We start from the raw sequence: 24,593 nt of genomic DNA, 5'->3' as shown, positions 1-24,593 counted from the left end.
CGACGGTGGGGGATCCTGATCATCATGGCACTCGTGCTGTCCGGCGCGCTCGCCGCCTGTTCTCCGTCGCCGCCGGCTTCCGGGCTGCTCGGCAGCGGCAAGTTCGAGCTCCGCATCGAGGGGCGGGAGTCGATCCCGGTGTATTACGTCACGGGAGCCCGTGCGACCGAGGAGGCGACGATCATCGTCGTGATGCACGGGGTCGAGCGCAATGCCGCCGAGTACCGGAACACCTGGACCGAACTCGTGCGGGACCGCGATGTGGTGGTGGTGGCGCCGCGGTTCAGCGATGACGACTTCCCCGATGCCGAGGGGTACAACCTCGGCGGTCTCGCCGACACCGATGGCGACAACGACGACGACTCGCGCGTGCTCGACGGGGCGTACGGATACATCGAGCCGCTCTTCGAGAGCGTACGCGCGAGGATCGGTGGCGAGCAGGCAGGATTCTCGATCTTCGGGCACTCTGCGGGTGCGCAGTTCGTGCATCGATACGTGGAGTTCGTGCCGCACGCTCCCGTGAATGTCGCCGTGGCCGCCAACGCGGGGTGGTACACCATGCCGGACGAGTCGGCACGATTCCCCTTCGGTCTCGGCGGCGACGCCCCTCAGTTCGATGCCTCCGCGGCCTTCGGTCGGCACCTGGTCATCCTGCTCGGAACCGATGACGTCGGGACCAAGAACCTGCGGCGGGACGATGAGGCGCGGGCACAGGGGGACACACGTCTCGAACGCGGCAGGGAGTTCTTCGATCGGGCGCTGCGCGCGTCGGCTCGCGAGGACGTGGCTCTCCGGTGGGAGATGCACGAGGTCGACGGCGTCGATCACGATCAGGTCGCGATGGCGGCCGCAGCCGTGCACTTCCTCGTGGAGTGAGGGTGCGGCGCGGGCGAACCGCCTACGGTGTTTCCGGTTGACGCGTACAATGGACGTACGAGCTGTGATCCGATATCACCGGGGAGCTCTCGGAAGAACACTTCGGCAGGCTCAGTGCAGGCGGGGGTAAGTAGAACCGAGCGGGGCAGGCCCGTCACAGCCGCAGTGAGAGTGGTCCCGCCGTGAGGCGCGGCACGCGAGGTGGTACCGCGGTCCCCGGAACGACAAGCCGGACGGATCGTCCTCGCAGCAGCATCCGCCACGACTCCTGCGAGACGACATGACCTACCCGCGTTCCTCCTTCGGCCCCGCCGCCGACGCTTCGACGAGCTCAGCATCCCAGAGCGTCGCCCCGAGCCCTCGGTTCCCCGAGATCGAGCGCGACGTGCTCGACTTCTGGGAGACCGACCAGACCTTCCGCGCCTCGATCGAGCAGCGTGAGGGCAACGACGAGTGGGTGTTCTACGACGGACCGCCGTTCGCCAACGGCCTGCCGCACTACGGGCACCTGCTGACCGGTTACGCGAAGGATGTCTTCCCGCGCTTCCAGACCATGATCGGCAAGAAGGTCGACCGGGTGTTCGGGTGGGACACGCACGGTCTGCCCGCCGAGCTCGAGGCGATGAAGCAGCTCGGCATCACCGAGAAGAGCCAGATCGAGTCCATGGGCATCGACGTCTTCAACGCGAAGGCGAAGGACTCGGTTCTCAAGTACACGCACGAGTGGCAGGACTACGTCACGCGTCAGGCTCGCTGGGTCGACTTCGAGCGCGGCTACAAGACCCTCGACCTCGGGTACATGGAGAGCGTGCTCTGGGCGTTCAAGACCCTGTACGACAAGGGTCTCGCCTACGAGGGCTACCGCGTGCTGCCCTACTGCTGGCGTGACGAGACGCCGCTGTCGGCGCACGAGCTGCGCATGGACGACGACGTCTATCAGAACCGTCAGGACCCGTCGGTCACCGTCACGTTCCCGCTGACCGGTGCCAAGGCCGAAGCCCTCGGGCTCACCGCTGTGCGCGCGCTCGCCTGGACGACCACGCCCTGGACCCTGCCGACCAACCTCGCGCTCGCCGTCGGACCCGACATCGAGTACGTCGTCCTCCCTGCCGGCCCGAACGGAGCCGCCGATGTGCACGCGGCGGCAGGGACCACCGATGCCGCGATCGAGGCGTCGGCGCACCGCTACCTCCTCGCCCGCGAACTGCTCGGCGGCTATGTCAAGGACCTCGGCTACGAGAGCGTCGATGACGCGCTCGCCGCGGTCGACGCCACCGTGCGCGGTGCCGACCTGCAGGACGTCACGTACGACCGGCTCTTCGACTACTACGCCGACACCGAGACCTACGGCACCGAGAACGCCTGGCGGATCCTCGTCGACGACTACGTCACCGTCAGCGACGGCACCGGCATCGTCCACCAGGCTCCGGCGTATGGTGAGGACGACCAGCGAGTGGCAGGGGCCGCCGGCATCCCGACGATCCTGTCTCTCGACGACGGTGGAAAGTTCCTCCCGAACGTCACCGACGTCGCCGGCCAGCTCTGGATGGACGCCAACACGCCTCTCATCCGCGTGCTGCGCTCCGAGGGCCGCCTGCTGCGCGAGCAGAGCTACGTGCACTCGTACCCGCACTGCTGGCGGTGCCGGAACCCCCTGATCTACAAGGCCGTGTCGAGCTGGTTCATCCGCGTCACCGACATCAAGGACGACCTGCTCGCGAACAACGAGCAGATCACCTGGGTGCCCGACAACGTCAAGCACGGCCAGTTCGGCAAGTGGCTCGAGGGCGCACGTGATTGGTCGATCAGCCGCAACCGCTACTGGGGCTCGCCGATCCCGATCTGGAAGAGCGATGACCCCGAGTACCCGCGCGTCGACGCGTACGGTTCGCTCGAGGAGCTCGAGCGCGACTTCGGCACGCTGCCGCGCAACCCCGAGGGCGAGATCGACCTGCACCGTCCGTACATCGACGACCTCACCCGTCCGAACCCCGACGACCCGACCGGCACGAGCACCATGCGCCGCATCGAAGACGTCTTCGACGTGTGGTTCGACTCAGGGTCGATGCCGTACGCGCAGGTGCACTACCCGTTCGAGAACCAGGAGTGGTTCGACACGCACGCGCCCGCCGACTTCATCGTCGAGTACATCGGGCAGACCCGCGGATGGTTCTACGTCATGCACGTGCTGTCGACCGCACTGTTCGACCGCCCGGCGTTCACCGGTGTGAGCTGCCACGGCATCGTCCTCGGCAACGACGGCTACAAGATGTCGAAGTCGCTGCGCAACTACCCGGACGTCTCCGAGGTGCTCGACCGGGACGGTTCCGACGCGATGCGCTGGTTCCTCATGTCGAGCTCCGTGCTCCGCGGAGGCAACCTCGCGGTGACCGAGGAGGGCATCCGCTCGGGCGTGCGCGAATTCCTGCTTCCGCTGTGGAACTCGTGGTACTTCTTCGCCACGTATGCGAACGCGGCGAAGCCCGGCGGATACGAGGCGACCTGGCGCACGGACTCGACCGACGTTCTCGACCGCTACATCCTGGCCCGTCTCGGCGACCTCGTGCGCGAGGTGCGCGCCGACCTCGAGGGACTCGACTCCACCACGGCCTCCGCGCGGCTGCGCGACTTCGCCGAGGTGCTCACCAACTGGTACATCCGCCGCTCGCGCGATCGGTTCTGGGAAGGATCCAGCACCGACGCGTTCGACACGCTCTACACCGTGCTCGAGACGCTGACTCGCGTCGCTGCTCCGCTCGTGCCGCTCATCAGCGAGCGCGTGTGGCAGGGGCTCACGGGTGGACGCAGCGTGCACCTGCAGGACTGGCCTGATGCCTCGGCATTCCCCGCGGCGGACGAGATCCGCGATGCGATGGATGCCGTGCGCGAGCTCTCGAGCGTCGGCAACGCCCTGCGTAAGAAGGAGAAGCTGCGCGTGCGTCTGCCGCTCGCGCGTCTCACGGTCGTGTCGCCGCTGGCGGCGACGCTGGGCCAGTTCGAGGACATCCTGCGCGAGGAGCTCAACGTCAAGTCCGTGGAGCTCGTGCAGCAGTCGGAGACGACGGCAGGGGAGTACGGTATCAGTCACCGCCTGAGCGTCAACGCCCGCGCTGCCGGTCCGCGACTCGGCAAGAACGTGCAGACGGTGATCAAGGCCGCGAAGGCGGGCGACTGGTCGGAGTCCGACGGGGTCGTGACCGCCGGCGGGATCGCGCTCGAGCCTGCCGAGTACGAGCTCGCGTTCGAGACGACCGGACGGCCGGAGGGCGAGGCGCTCGCCCTGGTGCCGACGGGTGGATTCGTGCTGCTCGACACGCAGACGACGCCCGAACTCGAGGCTGAAGGACTCGCCCGTGACGCGATCCGAGTCGTGCAGGAGGCGCGCAAGAACGCCGGTCTCGACGTCAGCGATCGCATCGTGCTGGCCCTCAACGCGACCCCGGAGGACGCTGCGGCGCTGACGGCCCACGCGGAGCTCATCTCTCGTGAGACCCTGGCGATCGCCTTCGCCGCGCAGCCGACGGACGGACTGGACGCGGTCGTCGACGATGTCGCGAGCCCGGGCGACGGCGTGTTCCGCTCCGGAGCCCGCGCGCTCGGATCGGCGAAGGGACCGGTCATCGTCACGATCGACGCCACCGCCGTGGTGCGGGAAGCAACGAAGGGGGGAGCGGCCTGATGAGCGCACGGGACAGGGCGGATGCCGTCTATGAGACCCTCCTGAGCCGCGCCGGTGAGCGCTGGGTGCAGCCCCGCAAGGAGCGCACCGCGCGCCTCCTCGCATTCCTCGACGATCCGCAGCGCACCTATCGCGTCGTGCACATCACCGGTACCAACGGCAAGACGTCGACGGCGCGCATGATCGAGAGCCTGCTCCGGGCTCACGGACTGCGCACGGGGCTCTTCACCAGCCCGCACCTCGAGCGCTTCACCGAGCGCATCATGATCGACGGTGAGCCGATCGAGGACGCCGCGGTCGCTGACGCCTGGGACGAGATCGAGCCCTTCGTCGAGATCGTCGACGGCGAGCTCGAGGCCGCGGGAGAGGAGCCGCTCACGTTCTTCGAGCTGCTCACGGTGCTCGCCTTCGTCGCGGTGGCCGACGCGCCCGTCGACGTGCTCGTGCTCGAGGTCGGGATGGGGGGCGAGTGGGACTCGACGAACACGGCTGACGGCGACGTCGCGGTCTTCGCGCCCATCGACATCGATCACGCGGACCGCCTGGGGAACACGATCACCGAGATCGCGACGGTCAAAGCGGGGATCATCAAGCAGGGTGCGGCCGTAGTCTCGGCGCAGCAGCCTGCCGAGGCGGCGGAGGTGCTTCGCCGCGTCACCGCGGAGAAGAGTGCGACGATCGTCTTCGAGGGCGACGAGTTCGGTCTGACCGATCAGAAGCTCGCGGTGGGCGGCCAGCTCATCTCCATTCGCGGACTCGCGGGCGAGTACCTCGAGGAGTACCTGCCGCAGTACGGCGCACACCAGGGGCACAATGCGGCCCTCGCGGTCGCGGCCGTCGAGTCGCTCATCGGCGGGGCGGAGCGGCGGATCGCCGATGACATCATCTCCGAGGGTCTGCAGGGCGCGACCTCTCCGGGAAGACTTCAACTGCTCGGCATCTCGCCCACGGTAATCGTCGACGCGGCACACAATCCGCACGGTGCAGCGGCGCTCGCGCAGGCGATGGACGACAGCTTCGACTTCGACGAATGGGGGGTCGTGCTCGGCATCCTCGCCGACAAGGATGCCGCAGGCATCGTCGCGAAGCTCGCTCCGGCTGCTGCGCACGTGTTCGCGACCGCGCCGGATTCGGATCGCGCGAGCGATGCGGATGCCATCGCCGACCTCGTCGAGGCAGCCGGCCACCGCGCGACCGTGCACCCCACGCTCGCGGATGCCGCGGATGCGGCACGCGAATGGGCTGCCTCGACAGACCGTCGGGCGGTCGTGATCGCCGGTTCGGTCGTGCTGGCCGGTGAAGCGATCGCGCTCTCGGAAGACGAGGACTGGAAGTCCGGGTGGCGCGCGTGAGGGACGGATCCGCACCCACTCGGGCGCCTCGACCACAGCGTCCTCCGCGCACGCTGGTGCAGAAACTCGCCCCGATCGTGCTCGGCTTCGAGTCGATCGTCGTGTTCCTCGCCGGTCTGACGGTCTTCGGACTGAAAGCGCTGCCTGCCGGAGTCCCGCCGTGGTGGGGGATCGTCGGCGGTGGCATCGTCGGTCTCGCATGCATCGCGGTCGCGGGCATGATCACGAAGCCCTGGGCGATCACTGCGGGCTGGGTGCTCCAGGCGATCATCGCCCTCTCCGCGATCCTCGTTCCCGCGATCCTGCTGGTCGTCGTGATTTTCGGCGGCATGTGGGGGTATGCGACGATCATGGGGGCCCGATTGGACGCACGACGTCCCGCCGCGCCCGCCACCGAGACTCAGACAGAGAGTGAATGACATGGCCACTGAAGAAACCCTCGTCCTCGTCAAGCCCGATGGAGTCGCCCGCGGCCTCACCGGAGCGATCCTGGCGCGCATCGAGTCGAAGGGCTATGCGCTCGTCGACATCCGCCTGGTCGAGCCCGACCGTGACCTGCTCGCCGCCCACTACGCCGAGCACGAGGGCAAGCCCTTCTACGAGCCGCTCCTCGAGTTCATGCTCTCCGGCCCCTCGGTCGCGATCCGACTTGCCGGCAACCGGGTGATCGAAGGCTTCCGCTCGCTCGCCGGTACGACCGATCCGACCACCGCCGCGCCCGGCACGATCCGCGGCGACTTCGGCCGTGACTGGGGTCTCAAGGTGCAGCAGAACCTCGTGCACGGCTCCGACAGCGTCGAGTCGGCCGAGCGTGAACTGGCGATCTGGTTCGACTGACCTGAAGAACGCCGCGCACCGCGCAGACGACGAAGCCCGCCCCACTGGTTCGTGGGGCGGGCTTCGTCGTCGATCGACGGTGCGATCAGAAGATCATCCCGACGACCTCGCCGAGCAGGTCGAGCCCGCGCAGCTGCGCGAGCAGGATCACGAGCGCATAGGCGAGGATCGTCGCGAGCGGCACCCAGGGCATCAGCTTCGCGCCCGCGTCCATGACCTTGGGGTTGCGCGAGAATGTCCCGTTCCGCGCGAGATGCACCAGCGTGGCGAAGAAAGTCGGGATGGTCACCGCCCACGTGAGCATGCACCAGGGGCACAGCACGCCGAGGTTCGGGGCGTACAGGCTCTGCCAGATGAGCCAGCACACGAGGCCGAAGGCGAACGTGACGCCGACGCCGAACAGACCCCAGAACCAGCGCGGGAATCGCGCACCGGCCAGGATCGCGACGCCGATGACGAGCGGCGCCGTCCAAAGTGTGAGCCCGATCAGCGGGTTGGGGAAGCCGAAGATCTCGCCCTGCCAGGAGCCGAGGTTCTTTCCGCACTGGATCATCACGCTGACATTGCAGCTCAGATCGGCGTCGGGGTTCTCGAGCTGGATGAACTTGTCGATCGTCAGCTGGAAGGCGGCGAACCACCCGAGCACGCTGGCGATGATCAGCCAGACGGCGTAGACGACGGGGCGGGTGCGCTGCTCGCTCATATGTGGATTATCCCAGCGATCGCTATGGATCGGGCGAGAGCGCACCGGCGAAAATGAAGCGGAGGCGGGGATGATGCCATGAACCGGGCCAGTTGGTGCGATAATGGCCTGTGATGCACCGCTCGACCCTGTCGAGGCCGGCATCGACGCAGACTTCGGGGCCGTATGCCCCTCGCGACCAGAGCCATGAGCCGGTCGCACACCGAGTGAGTTCGCGGCATCCACGGATGCCGCATGAGAATTCGCGGGGCACCAGGTGCACCGCGCGAGGAGTAAGCCAGAGATGGCCGATGAGAACAATGACTACGACGCCCCTACCCTCGACTTCCCTGCGGATGCTGACGCGCCCGCAGAGGTGACGACCGACGCTCCGCAGGAGCCCGGCACCGTCGAGGATTCGCCTGCTCAGGAGGCTCCTGCTGTCGAGGAGGCTCCCGCTGTTGAGGAGGCTCCTGCTGCCGAGGAGGGTCCTGCAGTTGAGGAGGCTCCTGCAGTTGAGGAGGCTCCTGCTGTTGAGGAGGCTCCCGCTGTTGAGGAGGCTCCTGCTGTCGAGGAGGCTCCCGCTGTTGAGGAGGCTCCTGCTGCCGAGGAGGCTCCTGCTGTTGAGGAGGCTCCTGCTGTTGAGGAGGCTCCTGCTGTTGAGGAGGCTCCTGCTGTTGAGGAGGCTCCTGCTGTTGAGGAGGCTCCTGCAGTTGAGGAGGCTCCTGCAGTTGAGGAGGCTCCTGCAGTTGAGGAGGCTCCTGCAGTTGAGGAGGCTCCTGCAGTTGAGGAGGCTCCTGCAGTTGAGGAGGCTCCCGCTGCCGAGGAAGCTCCCGCTGCGGAGGAGGCTCCCGCTGTCGAGGAACTGAAGACCGAGATGCCGTCCGCTCCGGAGCCGCTGACCGCGGTGTCGCTCGGCCTGCTGCCTGAGGTGTTCGTGTCCCAGGTCTCGACCCAGCTGCACTTCTACGCGCCCGAGATCGTTCCGCTTCCGGCACGTCCCGGACGCGAACGCGTGTTCGATCGCATCGCCGAGCGCGAGCAGCAGGACGAGCCGGTGTCCGGCCGTCGTGGCCGCCGCCGCCGCGGAGGATCCGACGAGGGAGAGCACCGCGAGCAGCGCGATGAACCTCGCCAGCCGCGTCAGCGCGTCGTCGAGTACATCACCGAGCCGAAGGCGATCAAAGGATCGACGAGACTCGAGGCCAAGAAGCAGCGTCGGCGTGACGGTCGCGATGCAGGGCGTCGCCGTCCGGTCGTGACGGAGGCCGAGTTCCTCGCCCGCCGCGAATCCGTCGACCGCAAGATGGTCGTGCGCTCGAAGAACGGCCGCACCCAGATTGGCGTCCTGGAAGACGGCGTGCTCGTGGAGCACTACGTCGCCCGCAACCAGGATGCATCGCTGATCGGCAACGTCTACCTCGGTCGCGTGCAGAACGTGCTGCCGAGCATGGAAGCCGCGTTCGTCGACATCGGTCGCGGACGCAACGCCGTGCTGTACTCGGGTGAGGTCGACTGGGACGGTGTCGAGACCGGCAACCAGCCGCGTCGCATCGAGCTTGCGCTCAAGGCAGGCGACCGTGTTCTCGTGCAGGTGACGAAGGACCCGGTGGGCCACAAGGGCGCTCGTCTGACCAGCCAGATCTCGCTCCCGGGTCGCTACCTCGTGTACGTGCCCGGCGGATCGATGAACGGCATCAGCCGCAAGCTGCCCGACAACGAGCGCGCGCGCCTCAAGCGGATCCTCAAGGAGGTCCTCCCGGAGTCGTCCGGCGTGATCGTCCGCACCGCGGCGGAGGGCGCCACGGAAGACCAGCTCACGCGCGACGTGCAGCGTCTCACGACCCAGTGGGAGCACATCCGCACCCAGGTCGAGAACCAGCAGGCGCCCGCGCTCCTGCATGCAGAGCCCGACCTTCTGGTGAAGATCGTCCGCGATGTCTTCAACGAGGACTTCACGAAGATGCTCATCCAGGGTGAGGAATCGCAGCGGACCATCCGCGCGTACCTCGAGAGCGTCGCCCCCGATCTTCTCGAGCGCGTCGAGTCCTACGAGGACGAGGCCGACCCCTTCGACGCGTTCCGCATCACCGAGCAGATCGAGAAGGCGCTCGACCGCAAGGTCTGGCTGCCATCGGGCGGTTCGCTCGTGATCGACCGCACCGAGGCCATGACGGTCGTCGACGTCAACACCGGCAAGTTCGTCGGCTCCGGCGGAAACCTCGAGGAGACCGTCACCAAGAACAACCTCGAGGCTGCTGAGGAGATCGTCCGCCAGCTGCGTCTGCGCGACATCGGCGGCATCATCGTCGTCGACTTCATCGACATGGTGCTCGAGTCCAATCGCGATCTCGTGCTGCGTCGCCTCATCGAGTGCCTCAGCCGCGACCGCACGAAGCACCAGGTCGCCGAGGTCACCTCGCTCGGCCTCGTGCAGATGACCCGCAAGAAGCTCGGCCTCGGACTCCTCGAGACGTTCAGCGAGGCGTGCGACGTGTGCGCCGGACGTGGGGTGATCGTGCACCACGACCCCGTCATGAAGCACCGTGCCAGCAACAACGGGAACGGCAACGGCAACGGCAACTCGTCGTCGAACCGTCGCCAGCGGGGCGGGAACAACCAGAGCCAGAACCAGGCTCCTGCATCCGTGACGACCCACAGCATCCCCGAGGGAGCCAAGTCAGCGCTCGCCCAGATCGCTGCGTCGACGCGCGCACCGAGCGCGGACGATGCGGCGTCCGACGCCGTCGAGCCGGAGCAGCCCGTCGAGGCGCCGATCGCTCAGGAGCGCCCGAAGAAGCCCCGCAAGAAGCGCGGCTCCGATCGGAACTCTCCGAAGTCGCCTGCAGAGGCACTTCTCGACTCGGTTCTCGACGCTCTCCCGGAGCCGAAGGCGCCGGGTCAGGGGCGTGGCCGTCGCCGCGTCTCCACGGCGGCTCTGACGGGTACTCCGGTCTCCGTCAACTCCGAGCCGTCAGCGCCGGTCGCGGGCGGGGATTCGCAGTCCTGATGCGATGAGCCGCCGGACCAGCTCCTTGCCGTCGACGTGTTCCGCGCCGGCGGCGATGAGCCGGGGGATGAGCTCTTCGGGGACGTCGTAATGGTCGAGGTCGAAGGCGCGCGCAGGCACATCGTGCGACCTCGCGAAGGCATGCAGCTCGTCCAGGTTGTCGTCGCTCACGAGATGAGCCCAGAGTCGCCCGTGCGCGGGCCAGCGGGCGTCATCCACGAGAACGGTCATCACGTCAGCCTACGGCCGGACACACCGGCCGGTACGTTTTGCCAGAGTGTCCTGCATCCGGTAAAGTAGTCCCTTGGTGCGTATGCCGCGTCGTCCTGGACGGTCGAAGCGGAGAGTCTTGCGTTCGTGCCCGTCGCCCCCGCGATGCATGCAAGCAACAGTCTTCCCGTGAGATCTCGGAGCTGCGAGCTCCCCAACGAAACAGGTATGAAGTGGTTTACGCAGTAGTGCGCGCCGGTGGGCGGCAGGAGAAGGTCGAGGTCGGCACGATCGTTCAGCTCGACCGTGTCAAGGCTGCCCAGGGCGAGAAGATCGAGCTGGCCGCAGTGCTGCTCGTCGACGGCGCCACGGTGACCACCGACGCTGATTCGCTGGCGAAGGTCAAGGTCACGGCAGAGGTCATCGGCAACCTGCGCGGCCCGAAGATCATCATCCAGAAGTACAAGAACAAGACCGGCTACAAGAAGCGTCAGGGCCACCGCCAGGAGCTCACGCGCGTCAAGATCACCGGCATCAAGTAAAGACCGAGGAGACCAGGACATGGCACATAAAAAGGGCGCAAGCTCCACCCGTAACGGTCGTGACTCCAACGCTCAGCGACTTGGCGTCAAGCGCTTCGGCGGACAGCAGGTTCTCGCCGGCGAGATCATCGTCCGCCAGCGCGGCACGCACTTCCACCCCGGCGTGAACGTCGGCCGCGGAGGCGACGACACGCTTTTCGCTCTGGCCGCCGGCGCGGTCCAGTTCGGCGCGAAGGGCGGCCGCAAGGTCGTCAACATCGTCGCCGCTGCTGAGTGATCACAGCACGACAGTAGACATCCGATTCGGGGCGGGCTTCGGCCCGTCCCGAATTGCTGTATCAGGCCGAGCCGCCGCGTCACGCGCGGTTCACTATCGAGGAGAGAGACATGGTCAGCTTCGTCGACACCGTGACGCTGCACCTGCGCGCGGGTAAGGGCGGCAACGGCTGTGTCTCGGTGCACCGCGAGAAGTTCAAGCCGCTCGGCGGACCCGACGGCGGCAACGGTGGTGACGGTGGCGACGTCGTCCTCGTGGCTGACACGCAGACGGGCACGCTTCTCTCGTACCACCACTCGCCGCACCGCAGCTCCGGCAACGGGGGCCCTGGAATGGGTGACCACCGCGCCGGCTTCATGGGCGAGGACCTCGAACTCCCGGTGCCCGTCGGAACCGTGGTGAAGAACACCGCCGGTGAAGTGCTGATCGACATGATCGAGCCCGGAGAGCGATTCGTCGTCGCGAAGGGCGGCCACGGCGGCCTCGGCAACGCCGCCCTCGCCACGCCCAAGCGCAAGGCGCCCGGATTCGCGCTGCTCGGCACCCCCGGCTACGAGGGCGACGTCGTCCTCGAACTCAAGACCGTCGCCGACGTCGCTCTGGTGGGCTATCCGTCCGCCGGCAAGTCGAGCCTCATCGGCGCGATCTCGGCGGCCCGGCCGAAGATCGCCGACTACCCGTTCACCACGCTGCACCCCAACCTGGGTGTCGTGCAGCAGGGTGACTTCCGCTTCACCGTCGCCGACGTCCCCGGTCTGATCGAAGGCGCCAGCGAGGGCCGTGGCCTCGGACTCGAGTTCCTGCGCCACGTCGAGCGCTGTTCCGCACTGCTGCACGTGCTCGACTGCGCGACCCTCGAGCCCGGGCGCGACCCGATCTCCGACCTCGACGTGATCCTCGCCGAGCTCGCCGCGTACGAGGTTCCCGAGGGGCAGGCCCCTCTGCTCGAGCGCCCTCAGCTCATCGCGCTGAACAAGGTCGATGTGCCAGAGGCCCGCGATCTCGCAGACCTCGTGCGCCCCGACCTCGAGGCGCGCGGCTTCCGGGTCTTCGACATCTCGACCATCTCGCACGAGGGACTCCGGCCGCTCACTTTCGCGCTCGGTGAGATCGTCGACAAGTACCGCGCGGAGCTGGCGGCTGCAGAGCCCGTGCGCGAGCGCGTCGTCATCCGACCTCGGGGATCGAAGAAGGAGTTCACGATCCGTGTCGAGGGCGGCTCCTACGGCGACCTGTACCGGATCCTCGGCGAGAAGCCCGTCCGCTGGGTGCAGCAGACCGATTTCCAGAACGAAGAGGCCGTCGGCTATCTCGCGGACCGTCTCGAGAAGCTCGGTGTCGAGGATGAGCTGTTCCGCCTCGGTGCGGTACAGGGATCCACCGTCGTCATCGGCGAGGGCGACAGCATCGTCTTCGACTGGGAGCCGACCATGACCTCCGCCGCCGAGCTGATGACCGCTCCGCGAGGCACCGACCCGCGGCTCGCGCCGAACTCGCGTCGCACGACGTCCGAGCGTCGCGAGCAGTACTACGAGCGCATGGATGCCAAGGCCGAGGCACGTGCCGAGGCCGAGACGCGTCGTCTCGCCACCCGCGACGAGGGCGAGGCGTGACGGCTCGCACGCGCGCGGACCTCGCGACCGCGTCGCGCATCGTCGTGAAGGTCGGCTCGTCGTCGATCAGCGGCGAGGCGTCGTGGCGCATCCCGGTTCTCGTGGAGGCTCTCGCGGCTGCGCATGCGCGCGGCGCAGAGGTCATCCTCGTCTCGTCGGGTGCGATCGCCAGCGGCATCCCCTTCCTCCGCCTCGACGCCCGACCGACGGATCTCGCGACGCAGCAGGCCGCCGCTGCCGTGGGGCAGAACATCCTGGTCTATCGCTATCAGGAGGCTCTGCGCCCGTTCGACATCGTGGCCGGCCAGGTGCTGCTGACGACGGGGGATCTCGAGAATCCCACCTCCCGCAGCAACGCCCGTCGCGCCATGGAGCGTCTGCTGGGTCTGCGCGTGCTGCCGATCGTGAACGAGAACGACACGGTCGCCACGCAGGAGATCCGGTTCGGTGACAACGACAGGCTCGGCGCTCTGGTGGCACAGCTCACACAGGCCGACGCGCTGGTGCTCCTGAGCGACATCGAGTCGCTCTACACGAAGCCGCCGTCGGACCCCACGGCCGAGCCGATCGATGTCGTGGCTCCGGACGCCGACCTCTCGGGCCTGGAGTTCGGCTCCACGGTCGTGAACAGCGTCGGCACCGGGGGAGCGGCCACCAAGGTCTCCGCCGCCCGCCTCGCCGCAGCATCCGGAATCGGCGTGCTCGTGACGAGCGCCGATCTCGTCGGCAAGGCCCTCGACGGGGCTGAAATAGGGACCTGGTTCGAGCCGGCCCTCTCCTAGACTGGGCGGATGACCGACCAGACTCCGCAGGTGCGCCTGGAGCGCGCGAAAGAGGCGTCCCGCGCCATCGCCGCGCTCACGAGCGACGACAAGGAACGCGCACTCGAGGCCATCGCCGTGGCTCTGGAGCAGAACGCCGAGTCGATCATCCAGGCCAATGGACTCGACATCGATCGAGGGCGGGCCGAAGGGATCGGCGAGTCGCTGATCGACCGTCTGCGGCTCGACGAGAAGCGTGTCGCCGCCCTCGCCTCGGCCGTCCGTCAGGTCGCGACACTGGCCGATCCCGTGGGGCGGGTCGTAGGCGGCCATCGCATGCCCAACGGCGTGGCGCTCGAACAGGTCCGTGTGCCGTTCGGCGTGGTCGGCGCGATCTACGAGGCACGCCCCAATGTCACGGTCGACATCGCCGCTCTCGCTCTGCGATCCGGCAACGCCGTCGTCCTTCGCGGGGGCAGCGCGGCGAAGGAGTCGAACACCGTACTGGTCGAGGTGATGCGGAATGCACTCGAGGGCGCGGGCGTCACAGCGGAGGCCGTTCAGACCGTGGATGACTTCGGCCGCGACGGCGCGAAGGCGCTCATGCACGGACGCGGATTCATCGACGTGCTGGTGCCTCGCGGCAGTGCCGGGCTCATCGAGACGGTCGTCACCGAATCGACCGTCCCCGTGATCGAGACCGGGGCGGGCAACGTCCACATCGTGCTCGACGAGAGTGCGCCCGACGAGTGGGCGCGAGACATCGTCGTGAACGCCAAAGTCCAGCGCCCCAGCGTCTGCAACGCGGTGGAGACCGTGCTGGTGCTGCGCCAGGCCGCACCGCGTCTGATCCCGCTCGTCGCGAGCGCACTGCAGAGCGAAGGCGTCGCGATCCACGGCGACGACATCGTCGCGGGTCTCGTCTCGAACGTGATCCCCGCGACCGAGGACGATTGGGCCACCGAGTACCTCAGCCTCGACATCGCGATGAAGGTCGTCGATTCGCTCGACGATGCGCTGGATCACATCCGCCGCTACAGCACGGGGCACACGGAGTCGATCATCACGACGGATGCGCGGAACGTGGAGCGATTCCTCGCAGAGGTGGACTCGGCCGTGGTGATGGCGAACACGTCGACCCGCTTCACCGACGGCGGCGAGTTCGGATTCGGTGCTGAGGTCGGCATCTCCACCCAGAAGCTGCACGCTCGGGGGCCGATGGGGCTTTCCGAGCTGACCAGCACGAAGTGGCTGGCGCGTGGAGCGGGGCAGACCCGCGGCTGAGGGCTAGACTAGGTGGCGCTGAGGCGTCATGCGCGCCCGCCCACCAGCCACGAAACGGAGTCAGGATGAACCTCGTCGCACAGATCGCGATGGTCGCCGCCGAGACCGAACACCACGGCAACGTCCAGGCAGAGACGCTGATCTTCGGGGTGATCGCCATCATCCTGTTCGCGTTCCTCGGTCTGGTCACGCTGTCGTACAAGAACGTCGCCAACCGCCGCTCCGCGAAGGCCGAGGCATGGGCCGCGCAGCACGGCAAGGACGGTCACGAGGCAGGGCACGGCCACTAGGCCCCTATGAACGACACGACCTCGCGTCCGGCGCGCATCGGAGTGATGGGCGGCACCTTCGACCCCATCCACCACGGGCACCTGGTCGCCGCCAGCGAGGTCGCGCACTCCTTCGATCTCGACGAGGTCGTGTTCGTGCCGACCGGGCGGCCATGGCAGAAGGCCGAAGTCACGCCGAGCGAGCACCGCTACCTGATGACGGTCATCGCCACCGCATCCAACCCGCAGTTCACGGTGAGCCGCGTCGATGTCGATCGTGAGGGACCGACGTACACGATCGACACGCTGCGTGATCTCAAGAAGGCTCGGCCCGATGCGGAGCTGTTCTTCATCACGGGAGCGGACGCCGTAGCGCAAATTCTCAGTTGGAGGGACCATGATGAGTTGTGGGAACTGGCCCACTTCGTCGCGGTCTCACGTCCAGGTCACATCCTGAGCACAGACGGCCTCCCGAGCGACAACGTCAGCCAGTTGGAGGTGCCGGCCCTGTCGATCTCGTCGACGGCGTGCCGCGCGCGGGTTCGCGAGGACGAGCCGGTCTGGTACCTGGTTCCCGACGGAGTCGTTCAATACATCGCGAAGCATCATCTGTATCGGAGCAAGGCATGAGTACATCGGATCGGCATGAGCAGGGTCCGCTGACGCGAAAGCAGCTGCGTGAGATCCGGCTGACCGGTTCCACGCCGGTGATCACGCCCGAGGAGGCCGCCGCGGCGGCTGCATCGGTGCCCCCGGCATCACCCGAGCCGCGAGCCGCCGAGCCGGTCGATCCGACGCCCGCGCCCATCCCGTCCGATGCCGATGCCGGTGCCGCAACTCGGCTGACCCGTCGCCAGGTGCGTGAACTCGAGCGCTCGCGATCCGGCTCGGACACAGAGTCCGACACCGATGCGTATGCGGAGCCGAGCTCGTCGAACGATGTGGACGGTGCGCATTCCGACGAGTCTCCTGCGGACGACTCGTCGACCGATGCTCACGCCGACGAATCGGCGGCCGAGCAGGAGGAGCCTTCGGTGCCCGCGGATGACGTGGACGACTCCGACGACGACATCGACGAAGAGATCGCCGCCGCTCCCGTGAGCGCTGCAGCGCGTGCCCACCAGGCCTCGGACGTCTCCGTGGTCCCTGAGCAGAACGCCGTTTCGGACGAGGCCGATGCAGCCCTCTCTGACGCCGAGCCCGCCACCGAGGACGACGCCGAAGAGGCGCGTCCCGTGGTCAGCTCCACCTTCGGGCAGGGCGTGCTGGAAGACCAGGCGGAGCCTGCGAAGCCGTTCACCCCGTCGTTCGACGAACTCCTCACGGTGGGCGACTCCGCCGGGTCGCAGCATCGCGGCGGCAACACACTGATCTTCAACCCCGCGCCCGGCGACGGTTCGCTCTCCGGACCCGTCGCCTCGACGGGTGAGATCCTCGTCACGGGCTCGTACGAGCTTCCCAAGGGTCTCGGCTCGCAGGGACACGCTCATGGAACGACCGACGGCAAGGAGGTGGACGCCGTTCTCATCGACGGTGAGCTTCCGCCCGCATCCTCGCCGACGCCGATCGCAGCGAGCGCCGCGGTCAGCACCATCAAGCCCGCCGGAGAGGTCATCCGCCCTCCGGCCCCCGAAAAGGGCAACAAACTCATGCTCATCCTCGCGATCGTGGCGGGTGGTCTCGCGCTCGCGCTGGGCGTCGCCCTGATCGTGGCCTTCACCGGAAATGTGTTCTGAATCTGATGCAGTCACCTGAAACCGCCGTAGAGATGCTGCAGCTCGCAGCCGACGCAGCCGTCTCGAAGGGCGGTGAAGACCTCGTCGCGCTGAACGTGTCGGAGCCTCTTCCGCTCGTCGACATCTTCCTGCTCGTCACCGGGAACAGCGAGCGCAACGTCGCCGCGATCGCCGATGAGATCGAGGACAAGCTCATCGAGTCGGGTCACAAGCGCGTGCGCCGCGAGGGCCGCGCGGAGGCACGATGGGTGCTGCTCGACTTCGGCGACCTCATCGTCCACGTCTTCCACCAGGAGGAGCGGGTCTACTACGGTCTCGAGCGACTCTGGAAGGACTGCCCCGTCGTTCCGTTCGAGATCGCTGACCCCGCCCCTGCGGATCACTCCTGACGTGCCGGTCCATCTGATCACCGGCGCCGGCTCCGGCATCGGTGCGGCTGTGGCTCGACGCCTGCTCGATCGCGGTGATCAGATCGTCCTCCTCGCGCGTGATGCCGGTCGGGCGCGAGAGATCGCAGGGACCTTTCCCGGTTCCTCCACGATCGTGGGCGACCTGGCGCAGCCCGGGCGACTCTCCTGGGCACTGTCGAAGCAGGCTCTGCCCGAGCGCATCGACTCGATCGTGCACGCGGCGGGTGTCGTCGACCTCGGGCCCGTGGCTGATCTGCCCGCGACGCTCTGGGAGAGACAGCTCGCCGTGAACCTCGTCGGTCCTGCCGAACTCACGCGGCTTCTGCTTCCGCTCCTGCGGATGCAGAAGGGTCGGGTCGTGTTCGTGAACTCGGGGGCAGGCCTGCACGCGCATGCCGACTGGTCGGCCTACGCGGCGTCGAAGCACGGTCTGAAGGCGCTGGCCGACTCTCTGCGCGCCGAAGAGGCGGAGCACGGAGTGCGGGTCACATCGATCTATCCGGGTCGAACAGCGACCCCGATGCAGGAGCGCGTCCACCAGCAGGAGGGCCGCGACTACGACGCGTCCCGGTTCATCACGGCGGACTCCGTGGCGACGACGATCCTGACCGCGCTCGATCTGCCGGATGACGCGGCACTCACAGACCTCACTATCCGGCCACGGGGCTGACGACTGCGGCACTGCCTGAGTGCCGCGACCTGTCAAGGCCCTATCGGCATCCCCTGCTCTCACCCATGATCAGAGTGGGGGAAAGAGCAGTGGAGGTCAACGAATGTCCGGAGATCCAGAGCCCAGATACGTGCTCACACGCATCACGCCGTCGGAGTGGGTCATCAACGACCTGCGCTACGCGGCGGATGATCCTCGCCACGTCGTCGCGTGCGTCTATGAGTATGCCGAGACCGAGGTCGAGGTGGTGTGGCTACGCGATCTGCCTCTCGCAGTCCGCTACGCGAACGCGTACGAGGTGTTGTCCGAGGTCGCTCGCGTGCAGGATCCGAGCCGCGCCACGCGGCCGATCGTCATCCCGCATCTGCCGCCGTTATTGGCGACATGACGAATCGCGGCAGGCTCCCTCGGAGCCTGCCGCGTCGTCGTTCACGTGCGGTCGTTCACGCGTCGTCCTGATCGGCGTCGCCGTTCTCGGCGGCGATGCGATCGGCAGCGGCGCTGTCGATCTGGTCGGGGTCGGCGTCGGCGTCGAGAACTCGTTCTCCGTCGACCTCCTGACGGGGAATGCTGTCGTGCGGATCACCGTCGTCGGGCAGCGGCACCAGCGGGGGAATGGGTGTGGACATCGTCGTCTCCTCTCGTTTCGGTGTCGCCCACGATAGGTAGCTTCGGTCTCGGGCGGCAGATGCTTGACCGGAGAGAGCGAGAGGAGTATCGAGCGGTCGCCCCCGGAAGGGCGACCGCTCGACTCACACGGTCTCTTCTCGCTTCTTGCGGAAGGGGCGCGCAGCCGTGTGCGGACCGTCCCAGACGGTGATGATGCCCCACGCCACCGCGGCGATCGGCACCGACAGCACAGCGCCGACGATCCCACCGAGGATGGTGCCCGTGGTCAGGGCGAGCAGGATCACGAGCGCGTGCAGCTTGAGGGACCGCGCCATGACGACCGGCTGCAGGAAGTTGCCCTCGAGCTGGTTGACGAGCACGACGATTCCGACGACGATCAGAGCGGCGAGGGGTCCGTGGGTCACGAGTGCGACGAGAGCGGCGAGGATGCCGGCCGCCGTCGCGCCGACGAGCGGAATGAACGCCGTCAGGAAGACGATGACCGCGAGGGGGAGAGCGAGCGGGATCTGGAGGATCGCCAGACCCACGCCGATACCGACGGCGTCCGCAGCGGCCACGATCGATGTTCCGCGGATGTACCCGCCGAAGACGTCGACCGTCTTGTCGCCGATGCGCCGAGCGCGCTCGTAGCTCGCCCCTGTGAACGGGCGCAGGAGGAACTCCCAGATGCGAGGACCGTCCTTGAGGAAGAAGAAGAGCACGACGATCATCAGAGCGAGTCCGGTGAAGAAGCTCGCCGTCGCCGAGACGCCGGCGAGAGCACCGCGACCGAACGACGCGCTGGTGAGGAAATCGCCGGCGCTGGCCCACAGGTCGTCGAGGTCGATCGCCGCGATGTCGAAGGGCAGTGTGTCGAGCCAGGCGGTCACCTGAGCGATGCCGTCGGTCGCGGACTCGACCAGGTCGTCCCACTGCGAGCGCACGGTGAGCACGATCACCCAGACGACCCCGCCCAGGATGGCGAGGATCCCGATCAGCGCGATCCAGGTCGCGAGGATCGACGGCACTCCGCGTCGGCGCATGAACGCCACGAGCGGATGGATGGCGGACGCAAGGATCAGCGCGATCGTCACCGGGATGAACACGAGTGACAGCTGCGTGATCACCAGGACGCCCACCGCCACGAGGGCGAGGACGGAGAGGGTCTGCAGGCTGCGTGTGGCGGCGAGTCCCCACCCTCGGGCCCAGAGGCTGCTCGCGCCCGGGGTCGTCGAGTCTGCTGTCGTCGGCTCCGGTCGTCGGAACAGTCCCATCACGTGCGCCTCCTGCTGTACGCGCCGACGCCGGAATGACGAACGATCGCCCCGTCTTTCTATCCAGGCCCGACTCCGATAGCAAGTCCCTGGCGCTGGCGCCGCGTGCTGCTGTACGCGGCGCCCCGGCTTTCCAGGTCAGGCGAACCGGCGGCGATGCAGCTCTCTATCGCCGGCCCACCGGGACGAGAGCGAGGAGGATGCCGGCCGCGATACCACCGAGCCCGCCCAGCACCATGTCACCGATCGTGTCCTGGTATGTGACGAAGATGTCGTCGCTGAGATACCTCCAGCCGAGCCACTCGATCATCTCCCAGACCGCGCTGATCGCGAGCGCGACCAGCGGTACGAGGACGACCGGTGTGCGTCGCCGCAGCGAGGGCCCGCTCCCGTCGACTGCCGCGGCGAGGGGGACGATGCCCGTGCGGGTGAGGATGACGGCGGCGATGACCGCCAGCACTCCGGTGCAGAGGAAGTGCAGCACGAGATCCCAGCCGGTGACGGTGCGGTAGAGGTCGAAGACGTTGCTCCACGCTGCGACGAGCACTGTCGCACAGGCGGTGACGTCGAACCAGGCTGCGAGGCCCAGCATCCGGGGGAGCATGAGCGCGGGCAGCGCGAGCGCGGCGATCCCGACATCCGTGGGTTTCAGCCAGATCGCGGCGGCGATCAGCCCGAGCACGCCGATCAGGCGCAGCCCATCGGCGAGCCAGTCGCCCAGCGTCGCCGGCGGTCGCAGGAAGTCGTCTTTCACGTGGTTCCTCCGATGCGCAGGATGCCGTGCACCGCCAGGTGGTCGGACGGGGAGATTCCGTCGAAGCGCCGCGCGTCGATGGCCACCGATCGGACGTCGATGTCAGGCGTGGTGAGGATCCCGTCGATCCGTCTCGCGCCGGTCCGCGGCCGCCGGTAGTTGGCGTGGGTGCCCCACTCCGGAGTGTGCCGCGTGCGCGCGGCCGTCCAGGCATCGACCAAGGGCCCACCGTCGAGCATCCGTCGCAGGGTCTTCGAACGGGGACTGGCGTTGAAGTCCCCGAGCACGATCGTCGGCAGCGTCCGGTCCCGGAGCAGAGCGTGCGTGCGGGACACCGACCGGTCGCGGGAGCGAGCGGACAGCGGATCGAGGTGTGCGTTGACCACGAGGAACACCGATCCCGTGCGTCGGTCCTCGAAGTCGGCCCACACGAGGATCCTCGGGAACGGGGTTCCCCGATCTCGGGACCCCGCGCGGTCAGGCTCGTCGGACAGTGCTTCCTGCCTCCACGTCCGCACGATCAGTCGGGTGCTGTCGTACAGCAGCGGAGTGCCCTCGCCGCGCCCTTCGGGTCCGCGACCGCGCCCCAGGCTGCGGTAGGCGTCGCCCAGGGCATCGCGGACGGTCGGCATGGCGTGCGGCAGCGCCTCCTGGAGCGCGAGCACGGCGGGACGGCTGGTGCGCAGCAGTGCCGAGACCGCCGGAGCCCTGGTGCTCCACCGATCCGCTCGCCGCTGCAGGGCGCTGTCTGTCGGACGACGGAGATTGAAGGTCATCACGTGCAGATCGTCGGGGTCGATCGCTCCCATGGGCGTCTCGCCGCTCCTCGCGGGGCTCTCTGGGTCGGATGCCGTCATGCTGCGATCCCTGCCGATGCGCGAACGGGCGTCGCACGGCGATGTCGCGCGGCGAGACGACGGCGTGCGACGAGACGACGCCAGCGGCGGGGCGGGAAGTCCTCTGGCCAGTGCATCATCACGCTCCGGAACCCTCGACGCACGCGGCGGCCGAACGCGCCCTGAGTCAGCGGTCGCATCGACATGCCCATCGATGAACCGGGCAGTCGAGCGATCGTGAACGCGTCACCGAGGTGGAACGCGAGGTCGAGGTCGTCGTGGACCTCGGCGTCTTCGCGGTGCACGTCGCCCTTGACCTGTTCCCAGGCTGAACGGCGGAAGGCGAGGTTCGACCCGAAGAGCGGCAGATGACCGAGCGCCACGCCGGTCATCGCCGCGTACGCGCCGAGATAGAGCAGCGAGAGCGGTGCGCGGAGAGCGCGCGGGCCGTCGGTGAAGTGCGCGCGTCCCGTGAACGCCGCGACCTGCTCGGCGCTCGAGAAGGCTTCGCGCACCTCCGCGACCCAGGTCGGTGCCGGCACGCAATCGGCGTCGAGGCGCAGTACGAGCGCTCCTCGCGCGGCGTCGTATCCGGCCGCCGCTGCGGCAGGAATGCCCGGGACGGGGCACGGGATGACACGGGCGCCGGCGGCGAGCGCCATGGCCGCCGAGTCGTCGGTCGAGCCGTTGTCGACGACGATCACCTCATCGGGCGGAACGGTCTGCGCCGCGAGCGCGTCGAGGCAGCGGGCGAGCAGCGGGGCGTCGTCCTTGACCGGGATGACCACCGAGGTTCGGAGGTGCCCCGCATCGACCGACAGCTCCGGCATCCGTGCGCCTCCCGTGACGTCGCCTGCACGGACGTTCGTCGGTGCTCTCCTCCCACCCTACGGAGCGTGCGGGATCGACGTGGCTGGGTTGACGACGGTCAGACGCTCAGCTAGTGCTGCTGGGCGCCGCGGCTGCGCAGTCGCGTGCGCGTGCGGATCCTGCGCTCAGAAGCCACGAGGACAACAAAAAACCCGCGATCTCTCGCGGGTTTCGTTGTGGACCTGAGGGGACTCGAACCCCTGACCCCCTGCATGCCATGCAGGTGCGCTACCAGCTGCGCCACAGGCCCAGAATCGCTTCGTGAACTCCCGAAGCAACCTGATCAGAGTACTACACGGATCGCGCGCAGCACCAATCGGGGCTGGTCTCCCGGGCGCGTCGTCATGAGCGGATGAATAGTGTGGAGGACATGACCACGATCAGCCCCATCACTGAGAACGACTTCGATGAATGGTCCGGCCTGTGGGCCGGTTACCTCACGTTCTACGGGGCCGAGATCGATGGTGAGGTCACTGCGGAGACCTTCGCCCGGATCGTCGTGGATGAGGAGCTGCATGGCGCCATCGCCCGCGATGATGACGGTCGAGCGGTGGGAATCGTGCACTGGCTCACGCATCCGGCGACCTGGAGTCGCGGCGAGTACTGCTATCTGGAGGACCTCTTCGTCGATCCCGAGTCACGGGGCGCGGGCGCAGGACGGATGCTGATCGCACACGTGCGCGAGTGGGCGGCCGCGCGCGGATGCGCCAAGGTGTACTGGCTGACGCAAGAGGGAAACGAGACCGCCCGATCGCTGTACGACCGTGTCGCGACGCACACCGGATACACGCACTATCAGATCGCCCTCTGACGCGACTCGAGCGGGCTGAGGCGTGCGGAACAACGGCGCTGTCGCTCACGTTCAGTCCAGTGTGAACCTCCTCGACAGCATCGTCATCGGTGCAGGGCAGGCCGGACTCTCGGCCTCGTTCCATCTGACACGCCTCGGCATCTCGCACGTCGTGCTCGACGGAGACAGCGAGCCGGGTGGGGCATGGCGGCATCGCTGGGATGCTCTCACGATGCGCGATGTGCATGGTGTCGCGGAGCTGCCGGGAGCCACCCCGCCGCCCCGCGACGGTCGGCGGGCGAACGAGGCCGTTCCCGAGTACTTCGCCGCGTATGAGCGTGAGCACCGGCTGCCGGTCATCCGCCCGGTCAGGGTCGACCGTGTCGACGACGAGGAGGGCCTCCTCGTCGTGCGTGCGGGGGAGAGGCAGTGGCACGCGCGCACCGTGATCAACGCGACCGGCACATGGACGCATCCGTTCCTGCCGCACTATCCCGGCATGGAGACGTTCCTGGGCGAGCAGCTGCACACCGTCGACTACCCGGGGCCCGAGCACTTCCGCGGCAAGCGCGTGCTCGTCGTCGGCGGCGGCGCCTCGGCGGTACAGTTCCTCGGTGCCCTCGCGCCGATCACCGACACTCTCTGGGCGACTCGCCGAGAGGCGGTCTGGCGCACCGACGACTTCACGCCGGAGGCCGGCGCTGCGGCCGTCGCGCTCGTCGAGCAGCGGGTCGCCCGTGGACTTCCACCCGAGAGCGTGGTCAGTGTCACCGGCCTCATGCTGCGGGATCAGGAGCGCGAGGCCGAGCGACTGGGCGCCTACGCGGCTCGCCGACCGATGTTCGCCCGCATCGAACCGGACGGGGTGCGCTGGGCGGACGGCGCTTTCGAACGGGTGGACGTGATCCTCTGGGCGACGGGGTTCCGCCCCGCGATCGCACACCTCGCCCCGCTGCACCTGCGAAACAAGTCGGGCGGGATCCAGCTCGATCGGGTCGGGCGGGGAACCACGGCCGTGAGGGACCATCGCATCCAGCTCGTCGGCTATGGGCCCTCCGCGAGCACGATAGGCGCGAACCGCGCCGGACGTTCGGCGGCGATGGGCGTGCAGAGGGCACTTCGCGAGGCATCCACGCGCAGCCGGTCCGTCTGAGCATCGCGATGGTGCTCGGATGGCGACGACGTCGAACGACGCCGCGCATGGCACGGTCGGAGTCCGACCGCAACCCCCGGATCCGGTGTCGGTGATGGC

At 67.9% G+C, this 24,593-nt stretch carries 27 protein-coding genes and 1 tRNA gene; 20 read left to right on the top strand and 8 right to left on the bottom strand.

Going from position 1 to position 24,593, the window contains the following annotated elements; genetic code table 11:
• The first annotated feature begins 24 nt into the window (after positions 1-24).
• The 5 genes from IXW21_RS06035 (at position 25) to ndk (ending at position 6,744) form a co-directional block, all read left to right on the top strand.
• Complete coding sequence (locus tag IXW21_RS06035; protein WP_194763361.1) at positions 25-876, top strand: hypothetical protein; 852 nt, start codon at positions 25-27, stop codon at positions 874-876.
• Positions 877-1,156: 280 nt separating this feature from the next.
• Positions 1,157-4,555, top strand: a complete 3,399-nt coding sequence (gene ileS, locus IXW21_RS06030; protein WP_194763360.1) for an isoleucine--tRNA ligase — start codon at positions 1,157-1,159, stop codon at positions 4,553-4,555.
• Positions 4,555-5,907: a bifunctional folylpolyglutamate synthase/dihydrofolate synthase gene (locus tag IXW21_RS06025; protein ID WP_194763359.1), complete on the top strand. Its 1,353-nt coding sequence runs from the start codon at positions 4,555-4,557 to the stop codon at positions 5,905-5,907. Before ileS ends, IXW21_RS06025 begins: the two co-directional genes overlap by 1 nt.
• A 56-nt stretch (positions 5,908-5,963) precedes the next feature.
• Complete coding sequence (locus IXW21_RS06020) at positions 5,964-6,326, top strand: DUF4233 domain-containing protein (protein WP_323742177.1); 363 nt, start codon at positions 5,964-5,966, stop codon at positions 6,324-6,326.
• 1 nt (position 6,327) lies between these two features.
• Positions 6,328-6,744 carry a nucleoside-diphosphate kinase gene (ndk, locus tag IXW21_RS06015; RefSeq protein ID WP_194763357.1) on the top strand — a complete coding sequence of 139 codons (417 nt, stop codon included), beginning with the start codon at positions 6,328-6,330 and terminating at the stop codon, positions 6,742-6,744.
• A gap of 85 nt (positions 6,745-6,829) precedes the next feature.
• Here ndk and IXW21_RS06010 read toward each other — a convergent pair whose 3' ends face one another.
• Entirely contained in the window at positions 6,830-7,447 is a 618-nt protein-coding gene (locus IXW21_RS06010; RefSeq protein ID WP_194763356.1) for a vitamin K epoxide reductase family protein, read from the bottom strand.
• Positions 7,448-7,887: 440 nt separating this feature from the next.
• On the opposite strand from IXW21_RS06010, the gene IXW21_RS18230 reads away from it, so the two are divergent.
• Complete coding sequence (locus IXW21_RS18230; protein ID WP_228528216.1) at positions 7,888-8,295, top strand: hypothetical protein; 408 nt, start codon at positions 7,888-7,890, stop codon at positions 8,293-8,295.
• An 8-nt stretch (positions 8,296-8,303) separates the two neighbouring features.
• Positions 8,304-10,436 (top strand): Rne/Rng family ribonuclease, encoded by a 2,133-nt coding sequence (locus IXW21_RS06005; protein ID WP_228528215.1) that lies wholly within the window; start codon positions 8,304-8,306, stop codon positions 10,434-10,436.
• On the opposite strand, the gene IXW21_RS06000 is transcribed toward IXW21_RS06005, so the two are convergent.
• Entirely contained in the window at positions 10,401-10,667 is a 267-nt protein-coding gene (locus IXW21_RS06000) for a DUF4031 domain-containing protein (RefSeq protein ID WP_194763354.1), read from the bottom strand. The two genes, IXW21_RS06005 and IXW21_RS06000, sit on opposite strands and share 36 nt — an antisense overlap.
• Positions 10,668-10,879: 212 nt before the next feature.
• Here IXW21_RS06000 and rplU point away from each other — a divergent pair, with 212 nt between their 5' ends.
• The 11 genes from rplU to IXW21_RS05945 all read left to right on the top strand — a co-directional run bounded on the left by rplU (position 10,880) and on the right by IXW21_RS05945 (position 18,596).
• Positions 10,880-11,188, top strand: coding sequence for a 50S ribosomal protein L21 (gene rplU / locus IXW21_RS05995; RefSeq protein ID WP_028501602.1), 309 nt, complete (start codon positions 10,880-10,882; stop codon positions 11,186-11,188).
• 19 nt (positions 11,189-11,207) lie between these two features.
• A complete protein-coding gene (gene rpmA / locus IXW21_RS05990; RefSeq protein WP_028501603.1) occupies positions 11,208-11,465 on the top strand; it encodes a 50S ribosomal protein L27 in 258 nt (85 codons plus the stop codon).
• Positions 11,466-11,575: 110 nt separating this feature from the next.
• The gene (gene obgE, locus IXW21_RS05985; protein ID WP_194763353.1) at positions 11,576-13,078 is read left to right on the top strand and encodes a GTPase ObgE; all 1,503 of its coding nucleotides are present in this window, start codon (positions 11,576-11,578) and stop codon (positions 13,076-13,078) included.
• On the top strand, positions 13,075-13,860 hold the full coding sequence (proB, locus tag IXW21_RS05980; protein ID WP_194763352.1) for a glutamate 5-kinase: 786 nt from the start codon (positions 13,075-13,077) through the stop codon (positions 13,858-13,860). The genes obgE and proB overlap by 4 nt, the downstream gene beginning before the upstream one ends.
• Before the next feature lie 9 nt (positions 13,861-13,869).
• A complete protein-coding gene (locus IXW21_RS05975; RefSeq protein ID WP_194763351.1) occupies positions 13,870-15,123 on the top strand; it encodes a glutamate-5-semialdehyde dehydrogenase in 1,254 nt (417 codons plus the stop codon).
• Between the two features lie 65 nt (positions 15,124-15,188).
• Positions 15,189-15,413, top strand: a complete 225-nt coding sequence (locus IXW21_RS05970; RefSeq protein ID WP_194763350.1) for a hypothetical protein — start codon at positions 15,189-15,191, stop codon at positions 15,411-15,413.
• A 6-nt stretch (positions 15,414-15,419) separates the two neighbouring features.
• Positions 15,420-16,022, top strand: a complete 603-nt coding sequence (gene nadD, locus IXW21_RS05965; protein ID WP_194763349.1) for a nicotinate-nucleotide adenylyltransferase — start codon at positions 15,420-15,422, stop codon at positions 16,020-16,022.
• Complete coding sequence (locus IXW21_RS05960; protein ID WP_194763348.1) at positions 16,019-17,128, top strand: hypothetical protein; 1,110 nt, start codon at positions 16,019-16,021, stop codon at positions 17,126-17,128. The genes nadD and IXW21_RS05960 overlap by 4 nt, the downstream gene beginning before the upstream one ends.
• Positions 17,129-17,133: 5 nt before the next feature.
• Positions 17,134-17,517, top strand: a complete 384-nt coding sequence (rsfS, locus tag IXW21_RS05955) for a ribosome silencing factor (protein ID WP_194763347.1) — start codon at positions 17,134-17,136, stop codon at positions 17,515-17,517.
• Between the two features lies 1 nt (position 17,518).
• The gene (locus tag IXW21_RS05950; protein WP_194763346.1) at positions 17,519-18,208 is read left to right on the top strand and encodes an SDR family oxidoreductase; all 690 of its coding nucleotides are present in this window, start codon (positions 17,519-17,521) and stop codon (positions 18,206-18,208) included.
• A gap of 130 nt (positions 18,209-18,338) precedes the next feature.
• On the top strand, positions 18,339-18,596 hold the full coding sequence (locus tag IXW21_RS05945; RefSeq protein WP_323742176.1) for a hypothetical protein: 258 nt from the start codon (positions 18,339-18,341) through the stop codon (positions 18,594-18,596).
• 55 nt (positions 18,597-18,651) lie between these two features.
• On the opposite strand, the gene IXW21_RS05940 is transcribed toward IXW21_RS05945, so the two are convergent.
• From IXW21_RS05940 to IXW21_RS05915, 6 genes are all read right to left on the bottom strand, one after another.
• Complete coding sequence (locus IXW21_RS05940; RefSeq protein ID WP_194763344.1) at positions 18,652-18,837, bottom strand: hypothetical protein; 186 nt, start codon at positions 18,835-18,837, stop codon at positions 18,652-18,654.
• Positions 18,838-18,960: 123 nt separating this feature from the next.
• Positions 18,961-20,091: an AI-2E family transporter gene (locus tag IXW21_RS05935; protein WP_194763343.1), complete on the bottom strand. Its 1,131-nt coding sequence runs from the start codon at positions 20,089-20,091 to the stop codon at positions 18,961-18,963.
• Positions 20,092-20,257: 166 nt separating this feature from the next.
• Entirely contained in the window at positions 20,258-20,845 is a 588-nt protein-coding gene (locus IXW21_RS05930) for a hypothetical protein (RefSeq protein WP_194763342.1), read from the bottom strand.
• Positions 20,842-21,702 carry an endonuclease/exonuclease/phosphatase family protein gene (locus tag IXW21_RS05925; protein WP_194763341.1) on the bottom strand — a complete coding sequence of 287 codons (861 nt, stop codon included), beginning with the start codon at positions 21,700-21,702 and terminating at the stop codon, positions 20,842-20,844. Before IXW21_RS05925 ends, IXW21_RS05930 begins: the two co-directional genes overlap by 4 nt.
• A complete protein-coding gene (locus tag IXW21_RS05920) occupies positions 21,699-22,511 on the bottom strand; it encodes a glycosyltransferase family A protein (protein WP_194763340.1) in 813 nt (270 codons plus the stop codon). The genes IXW21_RS05925 and IXW21_RS05920 overlap by 4 nt, the downstream gene beginning before the upstream one ends.
• Positions 22,512-22,728: 217 nt before the next feature.
• A tRNA-Ala gene (locus IXW21_RS05915) sits at positions 22,729-22,801 on the bottom strand.
• Between the two features lie 120 nt (positions 22,802-22,921).
• Between IXW21_RS05915 and IXW21_RS05910 the strand changes: the two genes are divergently transcribed.
• Both IXW21_RS05910 and IXW21_RS05905 read left to right on the top strand, forming a co-directional pair.
• Positions 22,922-23,362: a GNAT family N-acetyltransferase gene (locus tag IXW21_RS05910; RefSeq protein WP_194763339.1), complete on the top strand. Its 441-nt coding sequence runs from the start codon at positions 22,922-22,924 to the stop codon at positions 23,360-23,362.
• Between the two features lie 61 nt (positions 23,363-23,423).
• Positions 23,424-24,494, top strand: coding sequence for an NAD(P)-binding domain-containing protein (locus IXW21_RS05905; protein WP_194763338.1), 1,071 nt, complete (start codon positions 23,424-23,426; stop codon positions 24,492-24,494).
• The last annotated feature ends 99 nt before the right edge of the window (positions 24,495-24,593 follow it).

Source organism: Microbacterium sp. UFMG61, from assembly GCF_015354505.1.
Taxonomy (GTDB): Bacteria; Actinomycetota; Actinomycetes; order Actinomycetales; family Microbacteriaceae; genus Microbacterium.
Note: the sequence above shows the minus strand (reverse complement) of the source record. Positions and strands in the feature narration are given on the sequence as shown.

Bases quoted from the DNA above. Each gene is read 5' to 3' on its own strand.
- IXW21_RS05940 (WP_194763344.1), bottom strand. From the start codon at position 18,837: ATGTCCACACCCATTCCCCCGCTGGTGCCGCTGCCCGACGACGGTGAT.
- IXW21_RS05935 (WP_194763343.1), bottom strand. From the start codon at position 20,091: ATGGGACTGTTCCGACGACCGGAGCCGACGACAGCAGACTCGACGACC.
- IXW21_RS06005 (WP_228528215.1), top strand. From the start codon at position 8,304: ATGCCGTCCGCTCCGGAGCCGCTGACCGCGGTGTCGCTCGGCCTGCTG.
- IXW21_RS06000 (WP_194763354.1), bottom strand. From the start codon at position 10,667: ATGACCGTTCTCGTGGATGACGCCCGCTGGCCCGCGCACGGGCGACTC.
- ileS (WP_194763360.1), top strand. From the start codon at position 1,157: ATGACCTACCCGCGTTCCTCCTTCGGCCCCGCCGCCGACGCTTCGACG.
- nadD (WP_194763349.1), top strand. From the start codon at position 15,420: ATGAACGACACGACCTCGCGTCCGGCGCGCATCGGAGTGATGGGCGGC.
- IXW21_RS06035 (WP_194763361.1), top strand. From the start codon at position 25: ATGGCACTCGTGCTGTCCGGCGCGCTCGCCGCCTGTTCTCCGTCGCCG.
- IXW21_RS06010 (WP_194763356.1), bottom strand. From the start codon at position 7,447: ATGAGCGAGCAGCGCACCCGCCCCGTCGTCTACGCCGTCTGGCTGATC.
- IXW21_RS05910 (WP_194763339.1), top strand. From the start codon at position 22,922: ATGACCACGATCAGCCCCATCACTGAGAACGACTTCGATGAATGGTCC.
- IXW21_RS05920 (WP_194763340.1), bottom strand. From the start codon at position 22,511: ATGCCGGAGCTGTCGGTCGATGCGGGGCACCTCCGAACCTCGGTGGTC.
- IXW21_RS05970 (WP_194763350.1), top strand. From the start codon at position 15,189: ATGAACCTCGTCGCACAGATCGCGATGGTCGCCGCCGAGACCGAACAC.
- obgE (WP_194763353.1), top strand. From the start codon at position 11,576: ATGGTCAGCTTCGTCGACACCGTGACGCTGCACCTGCGCGCGGGTAAG.
- rsfS (WP_194763347.1), top strand. From the start codon at position 17,134: ATGCAGTCACCTGAAACCGCCGTAGAGATGCTGCAGCTCGCAGCCGAC.
- IXW21_RS05975 (WP_194763351.1), top strand. From the start codon at position 13,870: ATGACCGACCAGACTCCGCAGGTGCGCCTGGAGCGCGCGAAAGAGGCG.
- IXW21_RS06025 (WP_194763359.1), top strand. From the start codon at position 4,555: ATGAGCGCACGGGACAGGGCGGATGCCGTCTATGAGACCCTCCTGAGC.
- IXW21_RS05925 (WP_194763341.1), bottom strand. From the start codon at position 21,702: ATGACGGCATCCGACCCAGAGAGCCCCGCGAGGAGCGGCGAGACGCCC.
- IXW21_RS05960 (WP_194763348.1), top strand. From the start codon at position 16,019: ATGAGTACATCGGATCGGCATGAGCAGGGTCCGCTGACGCGAAAGCAG.
- ndk (WP_194763357.1), top strand. From the start codon at position 6,328: ATGGCCACTGAAGAAACCCTCGTCCTCGTCAAGCCCGATGGAGTCGCC.
- rpmA (WP_028501603.1), top strand. From the start codon at position 11,208: ATGGCACATAAAAAGGGCGCAAGCTCCACCCGTAACGGTCGTGACTCC.